This is a genomic window from Mycobacterium persicum, assembly GCF_002086675.1.
Classification (GTDB): domain Bacteria; phylum Actinomycetota; class Actinomycetes; order Mycobacteriales; family Mycobacteriaceae; genus Mycobacterium; species Mycobacterium persicum.
Genome location: NZ_MVIF01000112.1, coordinates 1 through 17924, shown reverse-complemented (window position 1 = coordinate 17924; position 17924 = coordinate 1). Strand labels below are relative to the sequence as shown.

At 66.4% G+C, this 17924-nt stretch carries 16 protein-coding genes; 10 read left to right on the top strand and 6 right to left on the bottom strand.

The window, feature by feature from the left end:
- From BST40_RS24055 to lysX, 5 genes are all read right to left on the bottom strand, one after another.
- On the bottom strand, positions 1–497 hold a 497-nt coding region (locus BST40_RS24055), incomplete at its 3' end, for a PE family protein (RefSeq protein WP_083155905.1).
- 148 nt (positions 498–645) lie between these two features.
- Positions 646–906, bottom strand: coding sequence for a PspA/IM30 family protein (locus tag BST40_RS24050; protein WP_075510789.1), 261 nt, complete (start codon positions 904–906; stop codon positions 646–648).
- Between the two features lie 9 nt (positions 907–915).
- Entirely contained in the window at positions 916–1353 is a 438-nt protein-coding gene (locus BST40_RS24045) for a DUF6653 family protein (protein WP_310887030.1), read from the bottom strand.
- A 6-nt stretch (positions 1354–1359) separates the two neighbouring features.
- Entirely contained in the window at positions 1360–2802 is a 1443-nt protein-coding gene (locus BST40_RS24040) for an alpha/beta hydrolase (protein ID WP_089025295.1), read from the bottom strand.
- An 88-nt stretch (positions 2803–2890) separates the two neighbouring features.
- The gene (gene lysX / locus BST40_RS24035; RefSeq protein ID WP_183154996.1) at positions 2891–6181 is read right to left on the bottom strand and encodes a bifunctional lysylphosphatidylglycerol synthetase/lysine--tRNA ligase LysX; all 3291 of its coding nucleotides are present in this window, start codon (positions 6179–6181) and stop codon (positions 2891–2893) included.
- A 449-nt stretch (positions 6182–6630) separates the two neighbouring features.
- Between lysX and infC the strand changes: the two genes are divergently transcribed.
- From infC to BST40_RS24015, 4 genes are all read left to right on the top strand, one after another.
- On the top strand, positions 6631–7212 hold the full coding sequence (gene infC / locus BST40_RS24030; protein ID WP_082275421.1) for a translation initiation factor IF-3: 582 nt from the start codon (positions 6631–6633) through the stop codon (positions 7210–7212).
- A 39-nt stretch (positions 7213–7251) separates the two neighbouring features.
- Positions 7252–7446 (top strand): 50S ribosomal protein L35, encoded by a 195-nt coding sequence (gene rpmI / locus BST40_RS24025; RefSeq protein ID WP_023373729.1) that lies wholly within the window; start codon positions 7252–7254, stop codon positions 7444–7446.
- Positions 7447–7521: 75 nt separating this feature from the next.
- Entirely contained in the window at positions 7522–7911 is a 390-nt protein-coding gene (gene rplT / locus BST40_RS24020; RefSeq protein WP_036412581.1) for a 50S ribosomal protein L20, read from the top strand.
- Positions 7912–7926: 15 nt separating this feature from the next.
- A complete protein-coding gene (locus BST40_RS24015; protein WP_075547251.1) occupies positions 7927–8712 on the top strand; it encodes a TrmH family RNA methyltransferase in 786 nt (261 codons plus the stop codon).
- A 27-nt stretch (positions 8713–8739) separates the two neighbouring features.
- Here BST40_RS24015 and BST40_RS24010 read toward each other — a convergent pair whose 3' ends face one another.
- Entirely contained in the window at positions 8740–9798 is a 1059-nt protein-coding gene (locus tag BST40_RS24010) for an oxygenase MpaB family protein (RefSeq protein ID WP_075547281.1), read from the bottom strand.
- A gap of 514 nt (positions 9799–10312) precedes the next feature.
- Between BST40_RS24010 and BST40_RS32635 the strand changes: the two genes are divergently transcribed.
- The 6 genes from BST40_RS32635 to BST40_RS23980 form a co-directional block, all read left to right on the top strand.
- Positions 10313–11428 carry a PE family protein gene (locus BST40_RS32635; protein WP_275887202.1) on the top strand — a complete coding sequence of 372 codons (1116 nt, stop codon included), beginning with the start codon at positions 10313–10315 and terminating at the stop codon, positions 11426–11428.
- Between the two features lie 65 nt (positions 11429–11493).
- Positions 11494–12405, top strand: a complete 912-nt coding sequence (locus BST40_RS24000; protein ID WP_198929525.1) for an adenylate/guanylate cyclase domain-containing protein — start codon at positions 11494–11496, stop codon at positions 12403–12405.
- Between the two features lie 9 nt (positions 12406–12414).
- Complete coding sequence (locus BST40_RS23995; RefSeq protein WP_075547282.1) at positions 12415–13194, top strand: rhomboid-like protein; 780 nt, start codon at positions 12415–12417, stop codon at positions 13192–13194.
- 333 nt (positions 13195–13527) lie between these two features.
- Entirely contained in the window at positions 13528–14571 is a 1044-nt protein-coding gene (gene pheS, locus BST40_RS23990) for a phenylalanine--tRNA ligase subunit alpha (protein WP_075547254.1), read from the top strand.
- Positions 14571–17057, top strand: coding sequence for a phenylalanine--tRNA ligase subunit beta (gene pheT / locus BST40_RS23985; protein ID WP_083155903.1), 2487 nt, complete (start codon positions 14571–14573; stop codon positions 17055–17057). Before pheS ends, pheT begins: the two co-directional genes overlap by 1 nt.
- 197 nt (positions 17058–17254) lie before the next feature.
- A partial coding sequence (locus tag BST40_RS23980) for a PE family protein (RefSeq protein ID WP_142276796.1) occupies positions 17255–17924 on the top strand: 670 nt, incomplete at its 3' end.

Here is a 17924-nt window from a genome sequence, read left to right as displayed (position 1 = left end):
CCCGCCCCACCGTGGCCCAACCACCCCGCATCGCCGCCGTTTCCGCCGGTCACCCCAGCGGTGGTGCTGGCGCCGCCGCTGCCGCCGTTGCCGAACAACAAACCACCCGGTCCGCCGTCTTGGCCAGGCCCGCCGTTGACCCCGTTGCCGATCAGCGGGCGCCCCAAGAACGCCTGGGCAGGCGCGTTAATTGCATTGAGCAGATTCTGCTCGACATTGGCGGCCTCGGCGCTGGCGTAGGCACCCGTCGCCGACCTCAGTGTCTGCACGAACTGCTCGTGGAAGGCTGCCGTCTGCGCGCTGAGGACCTGGTATGCCTGAGCGTGTGCGCCGAATAATCCCGCGATCGCTGCGGACACTTCGTCTGCGCCGGCCGCCAACATACTTGTCGTTGGGGCCGCCGCCAGCGCATTGGCTGAGGTGATTGCCGAGCCGATTGTCGCCAAGCTGCTCGCGGCGTCCGCCAGCATCGGCGGTGTCACAAAAACAAACGACATCGCGCACCTCCCACGACCGCACGGCAACCCGCGGCGTGCTGGGATCATGCGGAATCGGCAGGCGCACAGTGTATCGCCGTTAACAGCGGCGAGCCGGGTTTTGGCTGAACAGCTTTTGGTCGACCCCGCCGACAAAGCATGCCGCGCTTTAAGACTTACGCAAGGAGCCGTCGGTGCCCATCGACTCACGAATCTGGGCCAAGCGCTCGGCAGCCGCGCGTTGGCGCTCGTCGTACTCGTCCTCGATAGCCCGGCCCGCTGTCGTCTCGGCATCCAGTTCGGCCGCACCCATCGCCGTCGCGTAACGGGATTCGATCTTGTCGCGGACCGATTCGAAGGTCGGCACACCGGCGTCGTCGTATCCGGGATCGGGGGCCTTCGCGTCCGGGGCGTCTGGTTCGTCGGGCATGCCGCCACGTTACTGCTGCTGTGTATCACCGCCGCCCCGCCGATGGAGGTAACGCACCATCAGCTCCCAATACACCATGGTCAGCGTCATTTGCAGCGCGGTCGCGACAACCGCCGGCTTGAGTCGGCGGCGGCGGGTGGCGATCACCGCGCTCAGCGAAACGGCCGATGTCAGCGCGCTGACCAGCATCGCCGTGTCGGGCGGACGCTCGGTGATCCACAGTTCCTCGCCCAACATCGCCCGCGTCGCCCATGCTCGATGGTGTTTCGGCTTGCCGAAGACAACCGGATTGACCGCCAGCCACAGTGCGATCACCGCGGCGTGACCCCAGCGCCGGGTCCATATCGGCACCAGCGCCAGTGGTGTGCTTGCCCAGCGCGTCCAGGCGCTCCAGGGATTGCAGTGTCGGGCGAATACCGCCCGGCGAATCCGCGCGACCGACCGCACCGGCAACTACCGTCCGGCGGTGACGACCTGCGCTGCCGCCCCGCCGGTATCCGGTAACGAAATCCGCGGCGCCTCCGGAGTGTCCAACTGCCCGGCCAGCCACGGCAGCGCCAGCACGAACGCCTGGTCGGCGAAGGGCCAATCGTGCTTGCCCGGTTGGGGGACCACCGCGCAGTCGATGCCGTTGGTCCGGCCCAGCGCGCACAGCGCATTGGCGGCCGCCGTCTGGTTGCTCGGATTGGCGGCGGCATCGCGCCCGGCCGCCCGCATGGCGGCGGTGTCGACAATCGGGGAATCCCGACGCCCCGCCGGTTGACCAGGGACAGAGATGGCGAACCAACCCGAAACCCCGGTATACGGGCCGTGCCGGGTGATCACCGTCGTCGGATCGAATGCGGCCCAGGCGTCGGCGTTGCCGCCGAACAGCCTGGCGATGGTTTCCGCCTTGTTTCCCGCGTTGGGGTAGAAGTCCCCGGCGACATCAACAAATGCGCTGAACAGATCGGGGTGCATGACCGTCAAATCCACGGCGCAAGTCCCGCCCATCGACCAGCCGACAATGCCCCAGTTGCGCTGCTGCGAGCTGACGCCGAATTTCGAGACCATATATGGCACAACGTCTTTGGTTAGATGATCGGCCGCGTTGCCGCGTCGTCCATTGACGCATTCGGTGTCGTTGTTGAAGGCTCCGCCGGAGTCGACGAAGACCAGCACCGGCGCATTACCATCATGGGCGGTGGCAAATTCGTCGACCGTCTGTACGGCGTTGCCGGCTCGCGCCCAGTCGGCGGGGGTGTTGAACTGGCCGCCGATCATCATCACGACAGGCAATCGCGGGGGCGGATCACTTGAGAACCAGGCGGGCGGCAGGTACACCAGTTCCCCGCGATGTTTGAAGTGCGATGCCGTGGCCGGGATGGTGACCGGCACGACGCTGCCGTGCGGCGGCCGTGTCCCCTTGCCGGCCATCGCGGCAACGCTGGCCGGATCCGCCTGATCGGGCAGCGGACCGGAGGTGAGCTGGTTCCATGCGGCCTGAACGGTCGGAAAATAGCCGACCCACAGGTTGAGCGCCAACGCCGCGCTGAGCACACACAGCGGCACCGCCATCAGCGATGCGCCGCGACCCCACCAGCGCGCGCTGCGCCAGTCCAGGACCAGCACCGTCGCGGCTACGCCCGTCAAACCGGCCCAGACCCAGAGCGCGGCCGGGGCAGAATCATTGGCGAGCCCGCCGAGATACCACCCGGTCCCGCAGGCCGTCGCAGCGCCGACGGCCACCGCGGCCGGTAGCCGACGCCACCGGCGATAGCGCGACCCGATCGCCAGCAGCACCACCGTCGCGGTCACCAGCTGGACCGTGATGGGCAGCCAGCCGTACATCAGCGAGGTATGGGCGCTGGCCAGCGGTTGCGCAAGATACGCCGTCGACGCTGTCACAAGAACCATTGTGATCGCTTGTTAACCGTCCTGGAACGTGTTCATTGAATGTTCGCTGTGTATTCGCTGGGAGCTGTCGGACCGGCTTAATGCTGGCTTAATGCGGCTTCGCCAACGGAAACGGCAGCGTCTCGCGAATACTGCGTCCGGTGATCAGCATGACCACCCGGTCGACGCCCATTCCGAGGCCCCCGGTGGGCGGCATCGCATACTCCAAGGCCTGTAGAAAGTCCTCGTCGAGCTGCATCGCCTCGGGATCGCCACCGGCCGCCAGCAGGGATTGTTCGTGCAGACGACGTCGTTGCTCCACCGGGTCGGTGAGTTCGCTGTAGGCGGTACCGAGCTCGATGCCCCAGGCCACCAGGTCCCAGCGTTCCGCGACTCCGAGCTTGCTGCGATGCGGCCGGGTCAGCGGCGATACCGAGGTGGGGAAGTCGATGTAAAACGTCGGCTGCTCGGTGCGGCTTTCCACCAGGTGCTCGTACAGCTCGAGGACCACGGCGCCGGCATCCCACTGCGCCCGATAGGGGATGTGGACCGCATCGGACAACCTGCGCAGCGCCGCCAAGTTGGTGTCGGCGTCAATGTGCTCACCGAGGGCTTCGGAAACCGCGTCGTGCACCGTCTTGACCGGCCAGACTCCGGAGATGTCGACCGGCTGCAAGCCGTCTCTGGTGGGCCGCATCGCGATCGGTGCACCGTTGGCAGCCAGGGCGGCGTTCTGGATGAGCTCGCGACAGCTGTCCAGCCACACCAGGTAATCGGCATGTGCTTGATAGGCCTCGAGCAATGTGAACTCAGGATTGTGACTGAAGTCGACGCCCTCGTTCCGAAAGGCCCGGCCCAGTTCGAATACGCGCTCCACGCCGCCGACGCACAACCGTTTGAGATACAGCTCGGGCGCTATTCGTAGGAACAGGTCCATCGAGTAGCTGTTGATGTGCGTGACGAACGGTCTGGCGGCGGCTCCGCCGTGCACCTGCTGCAGGATGGGAGTCTCGACTTCGATGAAGCCCTTGGCGAACAGTGTTTCCCGGATCGAACGCAGGACCGTGCTGCGTGCGGTGAGCAGGTCACGGGATTCGGCGTTGACCGCCAGATCGACATAGCGGGTCCGCACTCGGGCCTCGGGATCGGTCAACCCCTTCCACTTGTTGGGCAACGGCCGCAGGCATTTGCCGATCAGCCGCCAGCTGGACACGATCAGTGACCTGGTTCCCCGTTTGCTCGAGCCCATGTGCCCGGTCATCTCCACCAGGTCACCGAGGTCGATGGTGGCATTGAAATCCGCGGCGCGGCCCTGTTGCAGGCATGAATTATCAAGCAGCACTTGCATTTCACCGGTCCAGTCGCGTAGATGCGCGAACAACACGCCGCCGTAATGGCGTACCCGCAGTATGCGTCCGGACACCGACAGCGCGGCCTTGTCGTCCGCGTCCATCGCCTGCGCGACGGTGTGACTGGGCGGACGGCCTACCGGATAGGCGTCAATGCCGTTGCGCCGCAGAGTTTTCAATTTGCTCAATCGAACTCGGACCTGCTCGGGCAGGCGACGCCCAACTTCGTCGTCGTCGGTGAGGTCCGCCTGCTGCAGCTCGGTGATATCCGGCGCCGAGCCATCGTGATGCAACAGCCCGGTGGCTGCCAGGCGTTCCGGCACGGCAGGGTGGTGCCCGGTGTGCGCCCTGTTGCGCCGGGTGAACGGCAATACCAGGAAGCCCTCGGCGATCACCGAGGCGACGCCCACCTTGGGTATCAGTCGCGCATCCTCGTAGCAGGCGTAGCGGGGTACCCATTGGGGCTGGTACTTCTGGTTGGACCGGTAGAGCGTTTCGATCTGCCACCAGCGGGAGAAGAAAATCAGCAGCCATCGCCACAGCCGGGCAACCGGGCCGGCACCGAGCTGGGCACCCTGCTCGAATGCGGACCGAAACATCGCGAAGTTCAGCGAGATACGGCTGAGGCCAAGGCTTTCGGCGTGCAGCGCAAGGTCGCTGACCATGAGCTCGATGGTGCCGTTAGGTGATTCCGGAGAGCGCCGCATCAAGTCCAGGGAGACACCGGTGGTGCCCCAGGGCACCAGCGACAGCATCGCCACCACCCGGTTGTCCGGGTCCAGCGCCTCGACCAGCAGACAGTCGGAGTCCGCCGGGTCGCCGAGGCGGCCCAGCGCCATCGAGAAGCCACGTTCGGTTTCGGTATCGCGCCAGGCATCGGCGCGCGCGACGGTCTGTTCCATTTCCGCCGCGGAAATGTCGCGGTGTCGGCGGATGCGCACCGTCAACCCGGCCCTGCGCGCCCGGGTCACGGCCTGGCGCACGCCGCGCATCTCCGGGCCGGACAACTTGAAATCCGCCGGCCGCAGAATCGCCTCGTCACCCAACTCCAACGCGTTCAGGCCCGCTTCGCGATAGGTCTGAGCCCCTTGCGAACTGGCGCCCATAACGCCGGGGGACCAGCCGTAGGTCTGGCACAGCCGTAACCATGCGTCGACGGCTTGCGGCCAAGCCCGGGGGTCGCCCACCGGGTCACCGCTGGCCAGACAGACTCCGATCTCGACGCGGTAGGTGACGGCGGCGCGGCCACTGGGCGCGAATACCACCGACTTGTCGCGACGAGTGGCGAAGTAGCCCAGTGAGTCGCTGTTGCCGTACAACTCCAGCAGTCCGCGGATGGCCGACTCGTCTTCGCCGGTCAGCGCGTTGTCGGCGCGTTGCGACTGGAACAGCACGATGGTGGCCGCGATCAGCGCGAAGGCGCCGAACAGGCCGAAGATGGCGTTGAGGAAGACGTGCGGCCGCCCGGTGAACAGGTCGGGATCGGCGAGCGCGAATCCGATCACCCGGTTGGCCACATAGGGTAGCCGGTCGGGCGCCGCAAGCGATCCGGGGAACAGTTCCACCAAACCCCAGGAAATCAGGATTCCGATGGCTCCACCGGCCAACAGCACGGCGGCCGCTTTGAACAACGCGCCCCTGCGCACCTTGGCCCAGAACTCGCGATAACCCAGCACCAGCACGACAATCGCGACCACGTGGACCGCGAAACCGAGGTTCTCGCCGAAGTTTTCGGCTGCGGTGTTGCCGCCGCCGGCGATATCGGCGGCGTTCAGGAAGGCGGCCAGCACCATGTTTCCCAGCAGCAGCAACCACGCGATTCGTTTGCGTGCGGTCAGCGCCGCGGCCAGCAAGGCCAGCACGAACGACCACGCGAAGCTGGTGTCGGGAAAGTTGAACAGGTAGCTGTTGATGAACTCCCGGGGAACCTTGATGATCCAACGAATCAGCGGCGACATGCTTGCCAGCAGCGACAGCGTCGCGATGACTCCGACGGTCCAGCCTGCTGCCGCGGGAACCCAGTGATACCGGGAGACGGGCCTGCTCTCCATCGAGCGAGGCTTTGCGATGGTCACAAACCGCGAGGATATTCCCTTAAACCGGGAAAATCCTGGCGACCGGGTGGCTGGATTGCACCTGCTCAGCGCGCTGGGGCCGGCGCGCCGGCCGCCTCGCTGCCCGGTGGACCGTTCTTGGCTGTTAGACTGGCTGCTGCGACCGTCCCGGCGAAGGCCAGGAACAGTTAAGTGGAGTCCCACTCCCACCGCCAGCCACGAAAAGGCCCAACGCTTTTTCAAGGTTGTGCGGTCCGGTCACAGGCATATGTGCAATGCCTGTTCTGCGCGTGGCGCAGGCGGCTGGAGTTGTCTCGAGCCGCGATCGGTCGGCATTGGGCCCTGCTTAGGCAGGGCTTTTTTGCTGATGACTGGTGTATCCCACTTCTGATTCCGGCCCGTCCGGGCCCTGGCCGCAGCAGCAGAAAGCCAACAAGGGAGGCCACATCAGCACTGAGACCCGCGTCAACGAGCGCATTCGCGTACCTGAAGTCCGTTTGATCGGCCCAGGAGGGGAACAGGTAGGCATCGTGCGTATCGAAGACGCACTCCGCGTCGCCGCGGACGCCGATCTCGACCTTGTCGAAGTTGCCCCGAATGCCAGGCCGCCGGTCTGCAAGATCATGGACTACGGCAAGTACAAGTACGAGGCGGCGCAGAAGGCGCGCGAATCCCGCCGGAACCAACAGCAGACCGTCGTCAAAGAACAGAAGCTGCGGCCCAAGATCGACGATCACGATTACGAAACCAAGAAAGGCCACGTGGTGCGTTTTTTGGAGGCCGGATCGAAGGTCAAGGTCACCATCATGTTTCGCGGACGCGAGCAGTCGCGGCCGGAATTGGGCTATCGGTTGCTGCAGCGCCTGGGCGCCGACGTTGCCGAATACGGATTCGTCGAAACGGCGCCCAAGCAGGACGGGCGCAACATGACGATGGTGCTGGCACCCCACCGCGGCGCGAAAACTCGCGCCCGGGCGCGGCATGGGGAGGGACCGGCGGGCGGCGAACTCAAACCTTCATCGAACTAACCCGCTAGCCCAACCAGAACTCACCAGGACTGAGGAAAAATGCCCAAGGCCAAAACTCACAGCGGCGCCTCGAAGCGGTTCCGCCGCACCGGTACCGGAAAGATCGTCCGGCAGAAGGCCAACCGCCGGCATCTGCTCGAGCACAAACCGTCGACCCGAACCAGGCGCCTGGAAGGCCGTACGGCGGTGGCGGCCAACGACACCAAGCGGGTCAATTCGCTGCTGAACGGTTAGCCGGCGCCCCGTACGACCGGCTGGCGCCGGTACCTGACCAAGCACGTCCGAGTCCGAACGAGAGTAGGAACATCCATGGCACGCGTAAAGCGGGCAGTCAACGCCCACAAGAAGCGGCGCTCCGTCCTGAAGGCCTCGAAAGGTTATCGGGGCCAGCGGTCCCGGCTCTACCGCAAAGCCAAAGAACAGCAGCTGCATTCGCTGAACTACGCCTACCGCGACCGTCGCGCGCGTAAGGGCGAGTTCCGCAAATTGTGGATCTCGCGGATCAACGCGGCGGCGCGTGCCAACGACATCACCTACAACCGGCTGATCCAAGGCCTGAAGGCCGCTGGCGTCGAGGTGGACCGCAAGAACCTCGCCGATATCGCGGTCACCGATCCGACGGCGTTCACCGCGCTCGTGGAGGTCGCCCGGGCGGCCCTGCCCGAAGACGTCAACGCGCCCTCCGGAGAGGCCGCTTAGGCGCACCGCGCTCCGGTGCTTACCGAACGCTCGGCCAGGGTAGCCGCCGCGGTCAAATTGCATCGCCACGTTGGCCGGCGTCGTGCGGATCGATTTCTCGCCGAAGGCCCCAACCTGGTCGAGGCCGCGTCGGCGCGCGGGCTGGTGCGGGAAGTGTTTGTCACCGAGGTCGCGGCGCAACGGCACGAGACCTGGTTGAGCGCACAGGACGCGCCGGTCCATCTGGTGACCGAACGTGCCGCAAAAGCCTTGTCCGACACGGTTACCCCGGCGGGACTGGTCGCGGTGTGCGACATGCCGACCACCCGCCTGGATGATGTGCTGACCCGCTCACCGCGGCTCATCGCAACGGCCGTCGAGATCAGCGAGCCAGGTAACGCCGGGACACTGATCCGCATCGCCGACGCCATGGGGGCCGCGGCCGTGATCCTTGCCGGACACAGCGTCGACCCGTACAACGGCAAGTGTTTGCGCGCGTCCGCGGGCAGCATCTTCAACATTCCCGTCGCCGCCGTTGCGGACACCCATGCCGCCATCGTGTCGTTGCGGGGCGCCGGGTTGCAGGTGCTGGCCACTGCCGTAGACGGTGAGACGTCCCTCGACGATGCCGATCCGCTGCTGGGAGTTGCGACGGCGTGGTTGTTCGGTCCCGAATCCCGGGGGCTATCGGCTGACATCGCCGCCGAGGCGGACCACCGGGTGCGCATCCCGATGTCCGGCGGAGCGGAGAGCCTGAACGTCGCCGCCGCGGCGGCCATCTGCCTGTACCAGAGCGCCCGGTCGCTTCGCTCTGCTCGCTGAGATCGACGCGGCGTCTTATGCGGTGTCTTATGCGGCCCGAGCCGCCCGGCCCCGGGCGGGGCGCAGGCCGGCCAGCGACAGCGTGGTGTGCACCAACGACCCGGCCCGCTCCATGATCAGTCGGGCCGGCTCCAGCGGGAACGGGGCGAAACCGCGTGCGCGCGGTGGGAAGTAATGCATCGGCAGTCCGCGGCGGTCCCGCGGCGGTGCCATGAAGGCGGGCGCTTCGACCAGTGGCGCGTCACTTCGGGTCCGGCCCTCTTCCCGGCGGTAGGCGGCCAGCGCACGGGGATGCAGTCTGATCTCGTCGGGCACCGCCAGGAACACCAGCTCCACCAGCTTGCCGAATAGGCGCAGCAATACCTCGTCGCCCGGGGTCCAACGCATGCCCGCCTTCTCCCGCACGGCCGGATCGAACAAGCCGGCCGCGATCCAGCGCTGACCGGCAACCAGGGGCTTGAACATCTGGTCCCAGAGGGGCGTGGGCATGAGCACGAACTTCGGCTTGGGAATACGCATGTGGAAGATGTCCATGGTGGCCTGGTTGATCTCGAGTTCGTCCCGGCAGACCCGGGCCCAATACTCCTGAAACTCTTCCCACGACTTGGGGACCGGCCGCATGCTCATGCCGTACATCCGGTACCACCGCACGTGTTCGTCGAACAGTTGGCGCTTTTCGGCCTCGGTCAAACCTCCGCAGAAGTATTCGGCGACTTTGACGACGAGCATGAAGAACGTGGCGTGCGCCCAGTAGAAGGTCTCCGGGTTCAAGGCGTGATAGCGACGACCCTCGGCGTCGACTCCTTTGATCGTGTGGTGATAGCCCTTGATCTGCTCGCCGGTCCGGGCCGCCCGGTCGCCGTCGTAGACGACGCCCATGATGGGATACACCGACCGGGCCACCCGCTGCAGTGGTTCCCGCAGCAGGATCGAATGCTCCGTGACGCCGGCACCTAGCTCCGGATACATATTCTGGATCGCGCCGATCCACACGCCCATCATTCCGGTCCGCAGGTCACCGAAGTATTTCCAGGTCAGCGAATCGGGTCCGAGTGGCTGGACTGGTGTCGTCGATGTGGCAGTCATCGCGGCCTCCACGCGCTCGATGTGCGCTCACGATAAACGGTGACAACACACGTTGTCTACGATTTCGGCGAGTGCCCCAGCATGCTGTTATCGGGCGTCCATAGCGGCGTGGTGCTCGCGTGATCAGGGAGGTTTGTCGCAGCGCGTGACATTGGGCGAACCCCGGCGAGCCCGTGCCCCGGGACCCGGCGGCCGGGGGTGGTCGACTGCGTCCCGAGCTGCGGATGCGACCGACCGGATGGGATAATCCCGCGACGGCCCACCGGGATGTTGCCGACTGCCACGAAACAGTTCCGATCGGACGATTTGACGTCCACCGCAACGTTGTCTTTGCCTTGCTTGCTTCTCGCACGTTGATTTCGAGCTGGTGCGGCGAAGCTCCGGGCGTTGCTGGAAGGGCCGAAAAAGGGCTAACCAAAAGGCGATTGCCGGGAGTAGAGTTTCTTTCCTGGAGACTACTCGGTGATTTTCTTCTTGAGTCAAGCAAGGAGGCCCGGCTTTGTCGATTCTCAATGTGGTACCGGATGTTATGAACGCGGCGGCGGGAAATTTGGCGGAAATTGGTTCCGCGATGAGCGCGGCCAATGCGGCGGCGGCTCCGCCCACGACCGGCCTGGTGGCCATGGCGGCAGATCAGGTGTCGGCGGCTGTCACGACGGTATTCGCGACACACGCCCAGGACTATCAGGCCCTCAGCGCGAAGATGGCGGCGTTTCACGACCAGTTCGTCCGTACCCTGAGCAATGGCGCGGGTGCCTACCTCGGCGCCGAGATCGCCAATGCCGAGCAGAATCTGCTGAACGCGGTGAATGGACCCGCCCTGTCGTTGCTTGGCCATCCGTTGCTGGGAACTGGCGCAGATTCTGCTGCACGCGCAGCGACTGCCGGCAGCGGCACCAGCGCGACGGCCACCGGTGCGACGGCTACCGGTGCGACGGCTACCAGCGCGACGGCCACCGGTGCCACGGCTACCGGCGCGACGGCTACCGGTGCGACGGCTACCGGTGCGACGGCCACCGGTGCCACGACTACCGGTGCGACGGCTACCGGTGCGACGGCCACCGGTGCGACGGTCACTGGTGCCACGGGCGGCGGCGCGATGTTGCCGCTGGCCGGGCCGACCGCTCCGGTGAGTGTTCCGCTGCTGAATACGAGCACCCCGTTAGGTCCGGTGGCGCTTACACTCAACGGGACCGTGGACCTGACTACCTTCGAAGTGGCCCTCACCTCCGGCTCCATCGCATTACCTACGCCGCTTGCGCTCGGCATTGATGCTTTGGGTCCGTATTACCTCGCGACGACCGCGCTCCAAAATAGCGCCATAGCGTTTGGCAACGCGATATCAAGCGGGAATCCGTTGGCGGCGGCAGGCACGCTGTTCTTTGCTCCCGTCAACGCCGTAAACAGCTTCCTTTTCGGCCACGACACGATAACGCAGTCGATGGCGGCGCCAGCGGGGCTTGGTTACTCGGACGTGGCGTTCAGCGTTCCGGTTGGCGGGCTGCTGTCCCCGCTTCAGCCCTTCACGCTGACGCTCACGCCGACTAGTGGAACGCCCACCTCGATTGCATTGGGCGGAACACAGGTCGGCGGCCTCGTTCCCGGCTTGTTGGGGTTGCTGTCCGGCTGATCGTCGGGGCGCCGGCAGGACGACTGTGATTGCCTGGCTCAGCCCGTAGCACCTACCCTTGCGAGGTGGCGGTCGGGGCTGGCGAAGGGGAGTCCGGCGTGCCCGACGAGACGGCGACTGCGGTCGCGTCGTCGGCTTCGCGTCGGCGTTCTCCGGGGCAGTGGCTGCGCTCCACCAACCACAGCCCGGGCGTCGTGGCGTTCATCCGGCGGGCGCGACGGCTGTTGCCTGGCGATCCCGAATTCGGCGATCCGCTGTCCACTGCGGGTGACGGCGGTCCGAGGGCCGCGGCACGGGCTGCCGACCGGCTGCTGGGGGATCGTGATGCGGCCTCGCGTGAGGTCAGCCTGGGTGTGCTGCAACTGTGGCAGGCATTGACTGAGGCAGTTTCTCGCCGTCCGGTGAATCCCGAGGTGACGCTGGTCTTCACCGACCTGGTGGGTTTCTCGACCTGGTCGCTGCAGGCCGGTGATGATGCCACCTTGGCGCTGTTGCGCCGGGTGGCCCGGGCCGTCGAGCCCCCGCTGTTGGACGCCGGGGGCCACATCGTCAAACGGATGGGCGACGGCATCATGGCGGTGTTTCGCAATCCGGCTGTAGCCGTGCGCGCCGTGCTCGCCGCTCGGGAGGCGTTGAGCGAAGTCGAGGTGGCGGGCTACACGCCGCGGATGCGCGTGGGCATCCATACCGGCCGGCCGCAGCGACTGGCCGCTGACTGGCTCGGTATCGACGTAAACATCGCCGCTCGAGTTATGGAACGCGCCACAAAAGGTGGCATCATGATATCGAGTCCCACCCTGGACCTGATCCCGCAAAGCGAGTTGGACGCATTGGGTGTCGTCGCCAAGCGGGCACGTCGGCCGATGTTTTCCAGCAAGCTCACCGGCATTCCACCGGACTTGGCGATTTATCGCCTCAAACCTCGTAAGGAGCTGCCCGCTTTTGGTGACGGTCCCGAAACAGAACAGCAGGCATAGTAGATGTCGATGACTCATCGCATTTGGGCACTGCTGTACCGGCTCGGCCGGGTCCGGTTCACGCTTGGCTACTTGGCAGCTCTTGGCTCGGTCAGCATCGCGATCTTGATGCTCGGTCCGCATGCCCACGAGCAGGTCATTCGGCATGCCAGTACAAACCTGCACAACCTGTCACACGGTCGCCTGGGCACTCTGTGGAATAGCGCCTTCGTGATCGCCGAGGGGCCGCTGTACTTCTGGCTGCCGTGTCTGGCCTGTCTGCTCGCGCTTGCCGAACTGCACCTGCACACCGGACGGTTGACCCTCGCGTTCGTCGTCGGCCATCTCGGGGCCACCTTGCTGGTGGCGGCCGCGTTGGCAGCCGCGGTCGAGTTCGGCTGGCTGCCGTGGTCGATCACCCGGGTCAGCGACGTCGGGATGAGCTACGGCGCCCTTGCGGTGGTCGGAGCGCTCACCGCGACGATCTCTCGCCGCTGGCGGTCGGCATGGATTGGCTGGTGGGCGTCGCTGGCCGTGGCGACCGCGATCGCCGGTGGTGATTTCACCGACTCCGGCCACGCCATATCGCTGTTGCTGGGCATGTTGGTGACCATGCGGTTCGATCGGCCGGTTCGCTGGACGCCGGCGCGGTATGCGTTGCTCATGGTCTCGTCCGGTTTCGGCTTTCTGCTGCTGGCGCATACCAGCTGGACATCGGTGAGCGGTGTTGCCGTGGGCGCGTTGGGCGCGGGCGTGGCCTACGGGTTTGTCCGCTGGAAGACCATGCGGGTCGTACCGGCTCAAGCATGACGCGCGGCCGGGCCGGACGGGCGTCCCGATAGGACGATAAGGCCCCACCGCGATGCGGTCGAATCGCTGTCGTGGGCGGGGGCGGATGGTCTCGATGAGGTGGCTGGAGGGTCCGGCCCCGGGGGGCGTTGCCCAGTGGGCGTCACCAAAACGAGCCGATCGATGACTTATGATCGGCAGTTGCGTCATACCCGTGCCGTGAACCGACCCCGCGACGATGTGAGCCACGTTAGGGCCCACCCGCTGGCCGGGTGACGGACCGAGGTGGGTGTCCCCCTCGGGGGAGAGCCGGGCAGTTATACCTAGCCTCGTCAGCAAGGAGAGTGTCGCCGCGTGGGTGAGCAACCCGTCGATCTGTCGCCGGAGGCATTAGCCAAGGCGGTCAACGCCGCCCAGCAGGCTTTTGCGTTAGCCGACAGTCTGGAGGCGCTGGCGCGCACTAAGACCGAGCACCTTGGGGACCGTTCGCCGTTGGCGCTGGCCCGGCAGGCACTGGGCAAGTTGCCCAAGGAGGAGCGTGCCGATACCGGCCAGCGAGTGAACGTCTCCCGCCGCGATGCACAACGCAGCTACGACGAACGTCTGGCGGCGCTGCGGGCCGAACGTGACGCGGCTGTGCTGGCCGCCGAGGGTATTGACGTCACGCTGCCGTCGACCCGGCAGCCGACCGGCGCCCGGCATCCGATCACGATCTTGGCCGAGCACATCGCGGACACCTTCATCGCAATGGGATGGGAGCTGGCCGAAGGACCCGAGGTCGAAAGCGAGCAGTTCAACTTTGATGCCCTCAACTTCCCGCCGGATCACCCCGCGCGCAGCGAGCAAGACACCTTCTACATCGCGCCGGAGAATTCGCGGCAGCTGCTGCGCACCCACACGTCGCCGGTACAGGTGCGCACCCTGCTGCAGCGCGAATTGCCCGTCTACATCATCTCGATCGGCCGGACCTTCCGCACCGACGAACTCGACGCCACCCACACGCCGGTGTTCCATCAGGTCGAGGGATTGGCGGTGGATCGCGGGCTGACCATGGCGCACCTGCGCGGGACGCTGGACGCCTTCGCCCGCGCCGAGTTCGGGCCGTTGGCGCGCACCCGGATCCGGCCACACTTCTTCCCGTTCACCGAGCCGTCCGCCGAGGTCGATGTGTGGTTCGCCAACAAGAAGGGTGGCGCCGACTGGGTGGAATGGGGTGGCTGCGGAATGGTGCATCCAAACGTGTTGCGGGCCGCTGGAATTGACCCGGAGGATTACTCGGGATTCGCGTTCGGAATGGGCCTGGAGCGAACCTTGCAGTTCCGCAATGGAATTCCCGACATGCGCGACATGGTCGAGGGCGACATCCGGTTCTCGTTGCCGTTCGGGGTGGGTGCCTGATGCGCGTTCCGTATAGCTGGCTGCGCGAGGTGGTTTCGGCCGGATCGCCGGGCTGGGACGTCTCGGCCGGTGAACTCGAGCAGACGTTGGTCCGGATCGGCCACGAAGTCGAAGAAGCGACCGCACTCGGCCCGGTCGACGGTCCGCTGACCGTGGGAAGGGTAGCCGGTATCGAGGAACTCACCGGTTTCAAAAAGCCGATCCGGGCCTGCCTGGTCGACCTCGGCGACGTCGTACAGCACGAAATAGTCTGCGGTGCAACAAATTTCGTGGTCGGCGATTTGGTGGTCGTAGCATTACCCGGAACCACCCTGCCGGGCGGATTTACCATCACCGCCCGCAAGACGTACGGCCGCACTTCGGCGGGAATGATCTGCTCGGCGGCCGAACTCGGTTTGGCCACAGACCATTCCGGCATCCTGGTGCTGCCGCCGGCAACGGCCGAACCGGGAGCCGACGCCGCGGGTGTGCTCGGATTGGACGACGTGGTTCTCCACCTGGCGATCACCCCCGACCGCGGCTACTGCATGTCGGTGCGCGGGCTGGCCCGGGAGATCGCCTGCGCCTATGACCTGGAATTCGTGGACCCCGCCGAGGTGCCGGCGCTGCCGGTCGAGGGTGAGGCGTGGCCGCTGACGGTGCATCCCGACACCGGTGTGCGCCGGTTTGCCCTGCGGCCGGTGACCGGCATCGATCCGGCCGCGGTATCGCCCTGGTGGCTGCAACGCCGGCTGCTGCTCTGCGGCATCCGGGCGACTTCGCCGGCGGTGGACGTCACCAACTACGTGATGCTCGAGCTCGGTCACCCGATGCACGCGCACGACCGCAACCGGATCACCGGCAGCCTGGGAGTGCGGTTCGCCCGGTCCGGCGAGACCGTGATCACGCTGGACGATGTCGAGCGGCGCCTCGAACCCGCCGACGTCCTGATCGTCGACGACGTCACCACCGCAGCGATCGGCGGCGTGATGGGTGCGACCAGCACCGAGGTGCGCGCCGATTCAACCGACGTGCTTTTGGAGGCGGCGATATGGGATCCGGCTGCGGTGTCGCGCACCCAGCGGCGGTTGCACTTGCCCAGCGAGGCTGCCCGACGCTACGAGCGCGCAGTCGACCCGGCTATTTCGGTGGCCGCCCTGGATCGATGCGCCGCGCTGCTGGCCGATATCGCCGGGGGAGTAGTCGTCCCGGCGCTGACCGATTGGCGGGGTGAACCGCCGGTCGATGACTGGTCGATGTCGCCGATCCGGATCGCAGCCGACCTGCCGGACCGCTTCGCGGGCGTGTCCTACGCCCCGGGCACGGCTGCTCGGCGGCTGACGCAAATCGGCGCCGAGGTGGTCACCGACGACGATGTGCTGAAGGTGACGCCGCCGAGCTGGCGACCCGATCTGCTGCAGCCCGCCGACCTCGTCGAGGAGGTCATGCGGCTGGAAGGGCTCGAGGTCATCCCGTCGGTGCTGCCTGCCGCGCCCGCGGGCCGCGGACTCACGGCCACCCAACGGCGCCGTCGGGCGATCGGTAAATCACTGGCGCTGTCCGGCTACGTCGAGGTGCTGCCGACGCCGTTTCTGCCGGCCGGCATTTTCGACCTTTGGGGACTAGTGGCCGAGGACCCGCGCCGGACCACGACCAGTGTGGTCAACCCGTTGGAAGCCGACCGTCCGCAGCTGGCCACCACGTTATTGCCGGCCCTGCTGGAAGCGTTGGGGCGCAACGTGTCCCGCGGTCTGACCGATGTCGCGTTGTTCGCCATCGCGCAGGTGGTCCGGCCAACCGAGCAGACTCGCGGCATCGAGCTGATCCCCGTGCACCGCCGGCCCACCGAAGGCGAGATCGCCAAGCTGGACGAATCGCTGCCCCGGCAACCGCAACACGTCGCCGCGGTGCTGGCCGGCTTGCGCGAGCCTCGCGGTCCTTGGGGTCCGGGCCGCGCGGTCGAAGCCGCCGACGCTTTCGAGGCGGTGCGAATCATTGCCCGGGCCAGCGGAATTGACGTCAACCTTCGCGCGGCCCGGTACCTGCCCTGGCATCCGGGCCGCTGCGCAGAGGTGTTCGTCGGCGATGCCTCCGTCGGTCACGCGGGGCAGCTGCATCCGGCCGTGATCGAGCGGACGGGCCTGCCGAAGGGCACCTGCGCGATCGAGCTGAACCTCGACGCGATCCCAGTCGTGGAATCCCTGCCGGCTCCCAGGGTGTCGCCGTTCCCCGCGGTGTTTCAGGACGTCAGCCTCGTGGTGTCCGCGGATGTCCCCGCCCAGGTCGTGGCGGATGCGGTCCGCGACGGGGCCGGCGAGTTGCTGGAGGACATTCAGTTATTCGACGTCTTCACCGGTCCGCAGATCGGCGAAGCGCGCAAGTCGCTGACCTTCGCGCTACGGTTTCGCGCGCCCGATCGCACGCTGACCGAAGACGACGCAAGCGCGGCCCGCGACGCGGCGGTACAGCTGGCTGCGGAACGTGTCGGCGCCTTGCTGCGTCGCTGAAACTGTGGGCCGGGCGCCAAGTTAGCCGCGCGGTGGGGTCCTGCCTTTCCGTGTGCTCGTTGGGGTCCCCGAACTATTTCGGTGAAATTGTCAGGGAAAACACGGAATTCGCGTCTCGAAACGCCTACCATCTGCTTTCACCGGCCGTCGCGACGCGACGACAGCTTGATTCGGGACGGGAAGTGGAGGTTGTCGGGATGTCGTTGGTGATTGCGATGCCGGAGATGGTGGCTTTGGCAGCAACGGATTTGACGAGCATCGGCTCGACGATCAGCTCGGCCAACGCGGCGGCAGCAGTGTCTACCACGGGGCTGCTGGCAGCCGGTGCCGACGAGGTGTCGGCGACTATTGCGTCGCTGTTTTCCCAGCACGCGGCGGAGTATCAGGCGCTGAGCGCGCAGGTCGTGGCTTTCCACTCCCAGTTTGTGCAGACCCTCAATTCGGGTGCGGCCGCCTATGCCGGCGCCGAGGCCGCCAACGTCCAGCAGAACCTGCTCGACCTGATCAACCAGCCCTTCTTGGCATTGACCGGGCGGCCGCTGATCGGCAACGGCACCGACGGGACGAGCGGACCCGTCGGTACCGGCGGCGGTCCCGGTGGGTGGCTCTTGGGCAACGGCGGCAACGGTGGCGATAGCACCAACGTCGGAGTGACTGGCGGGGCCGGCGGGACCGCCGGCTTGCTGGGCAACGGCGGCAAGGGCGGGAGCGGCGGGCCGGGCACGGCCGCCACCGCCGGCGGGACCGGCGGCGCCGGTGGTGCGGGCGGGTGGCTTTACGGCAATGGCGGTGTTGGTGGGGCTGGCGGGAGCACCACGGTCAACAACGCCCACGGCGGTATCGGCGGGGTCGGCGGCAGTGCCGGGT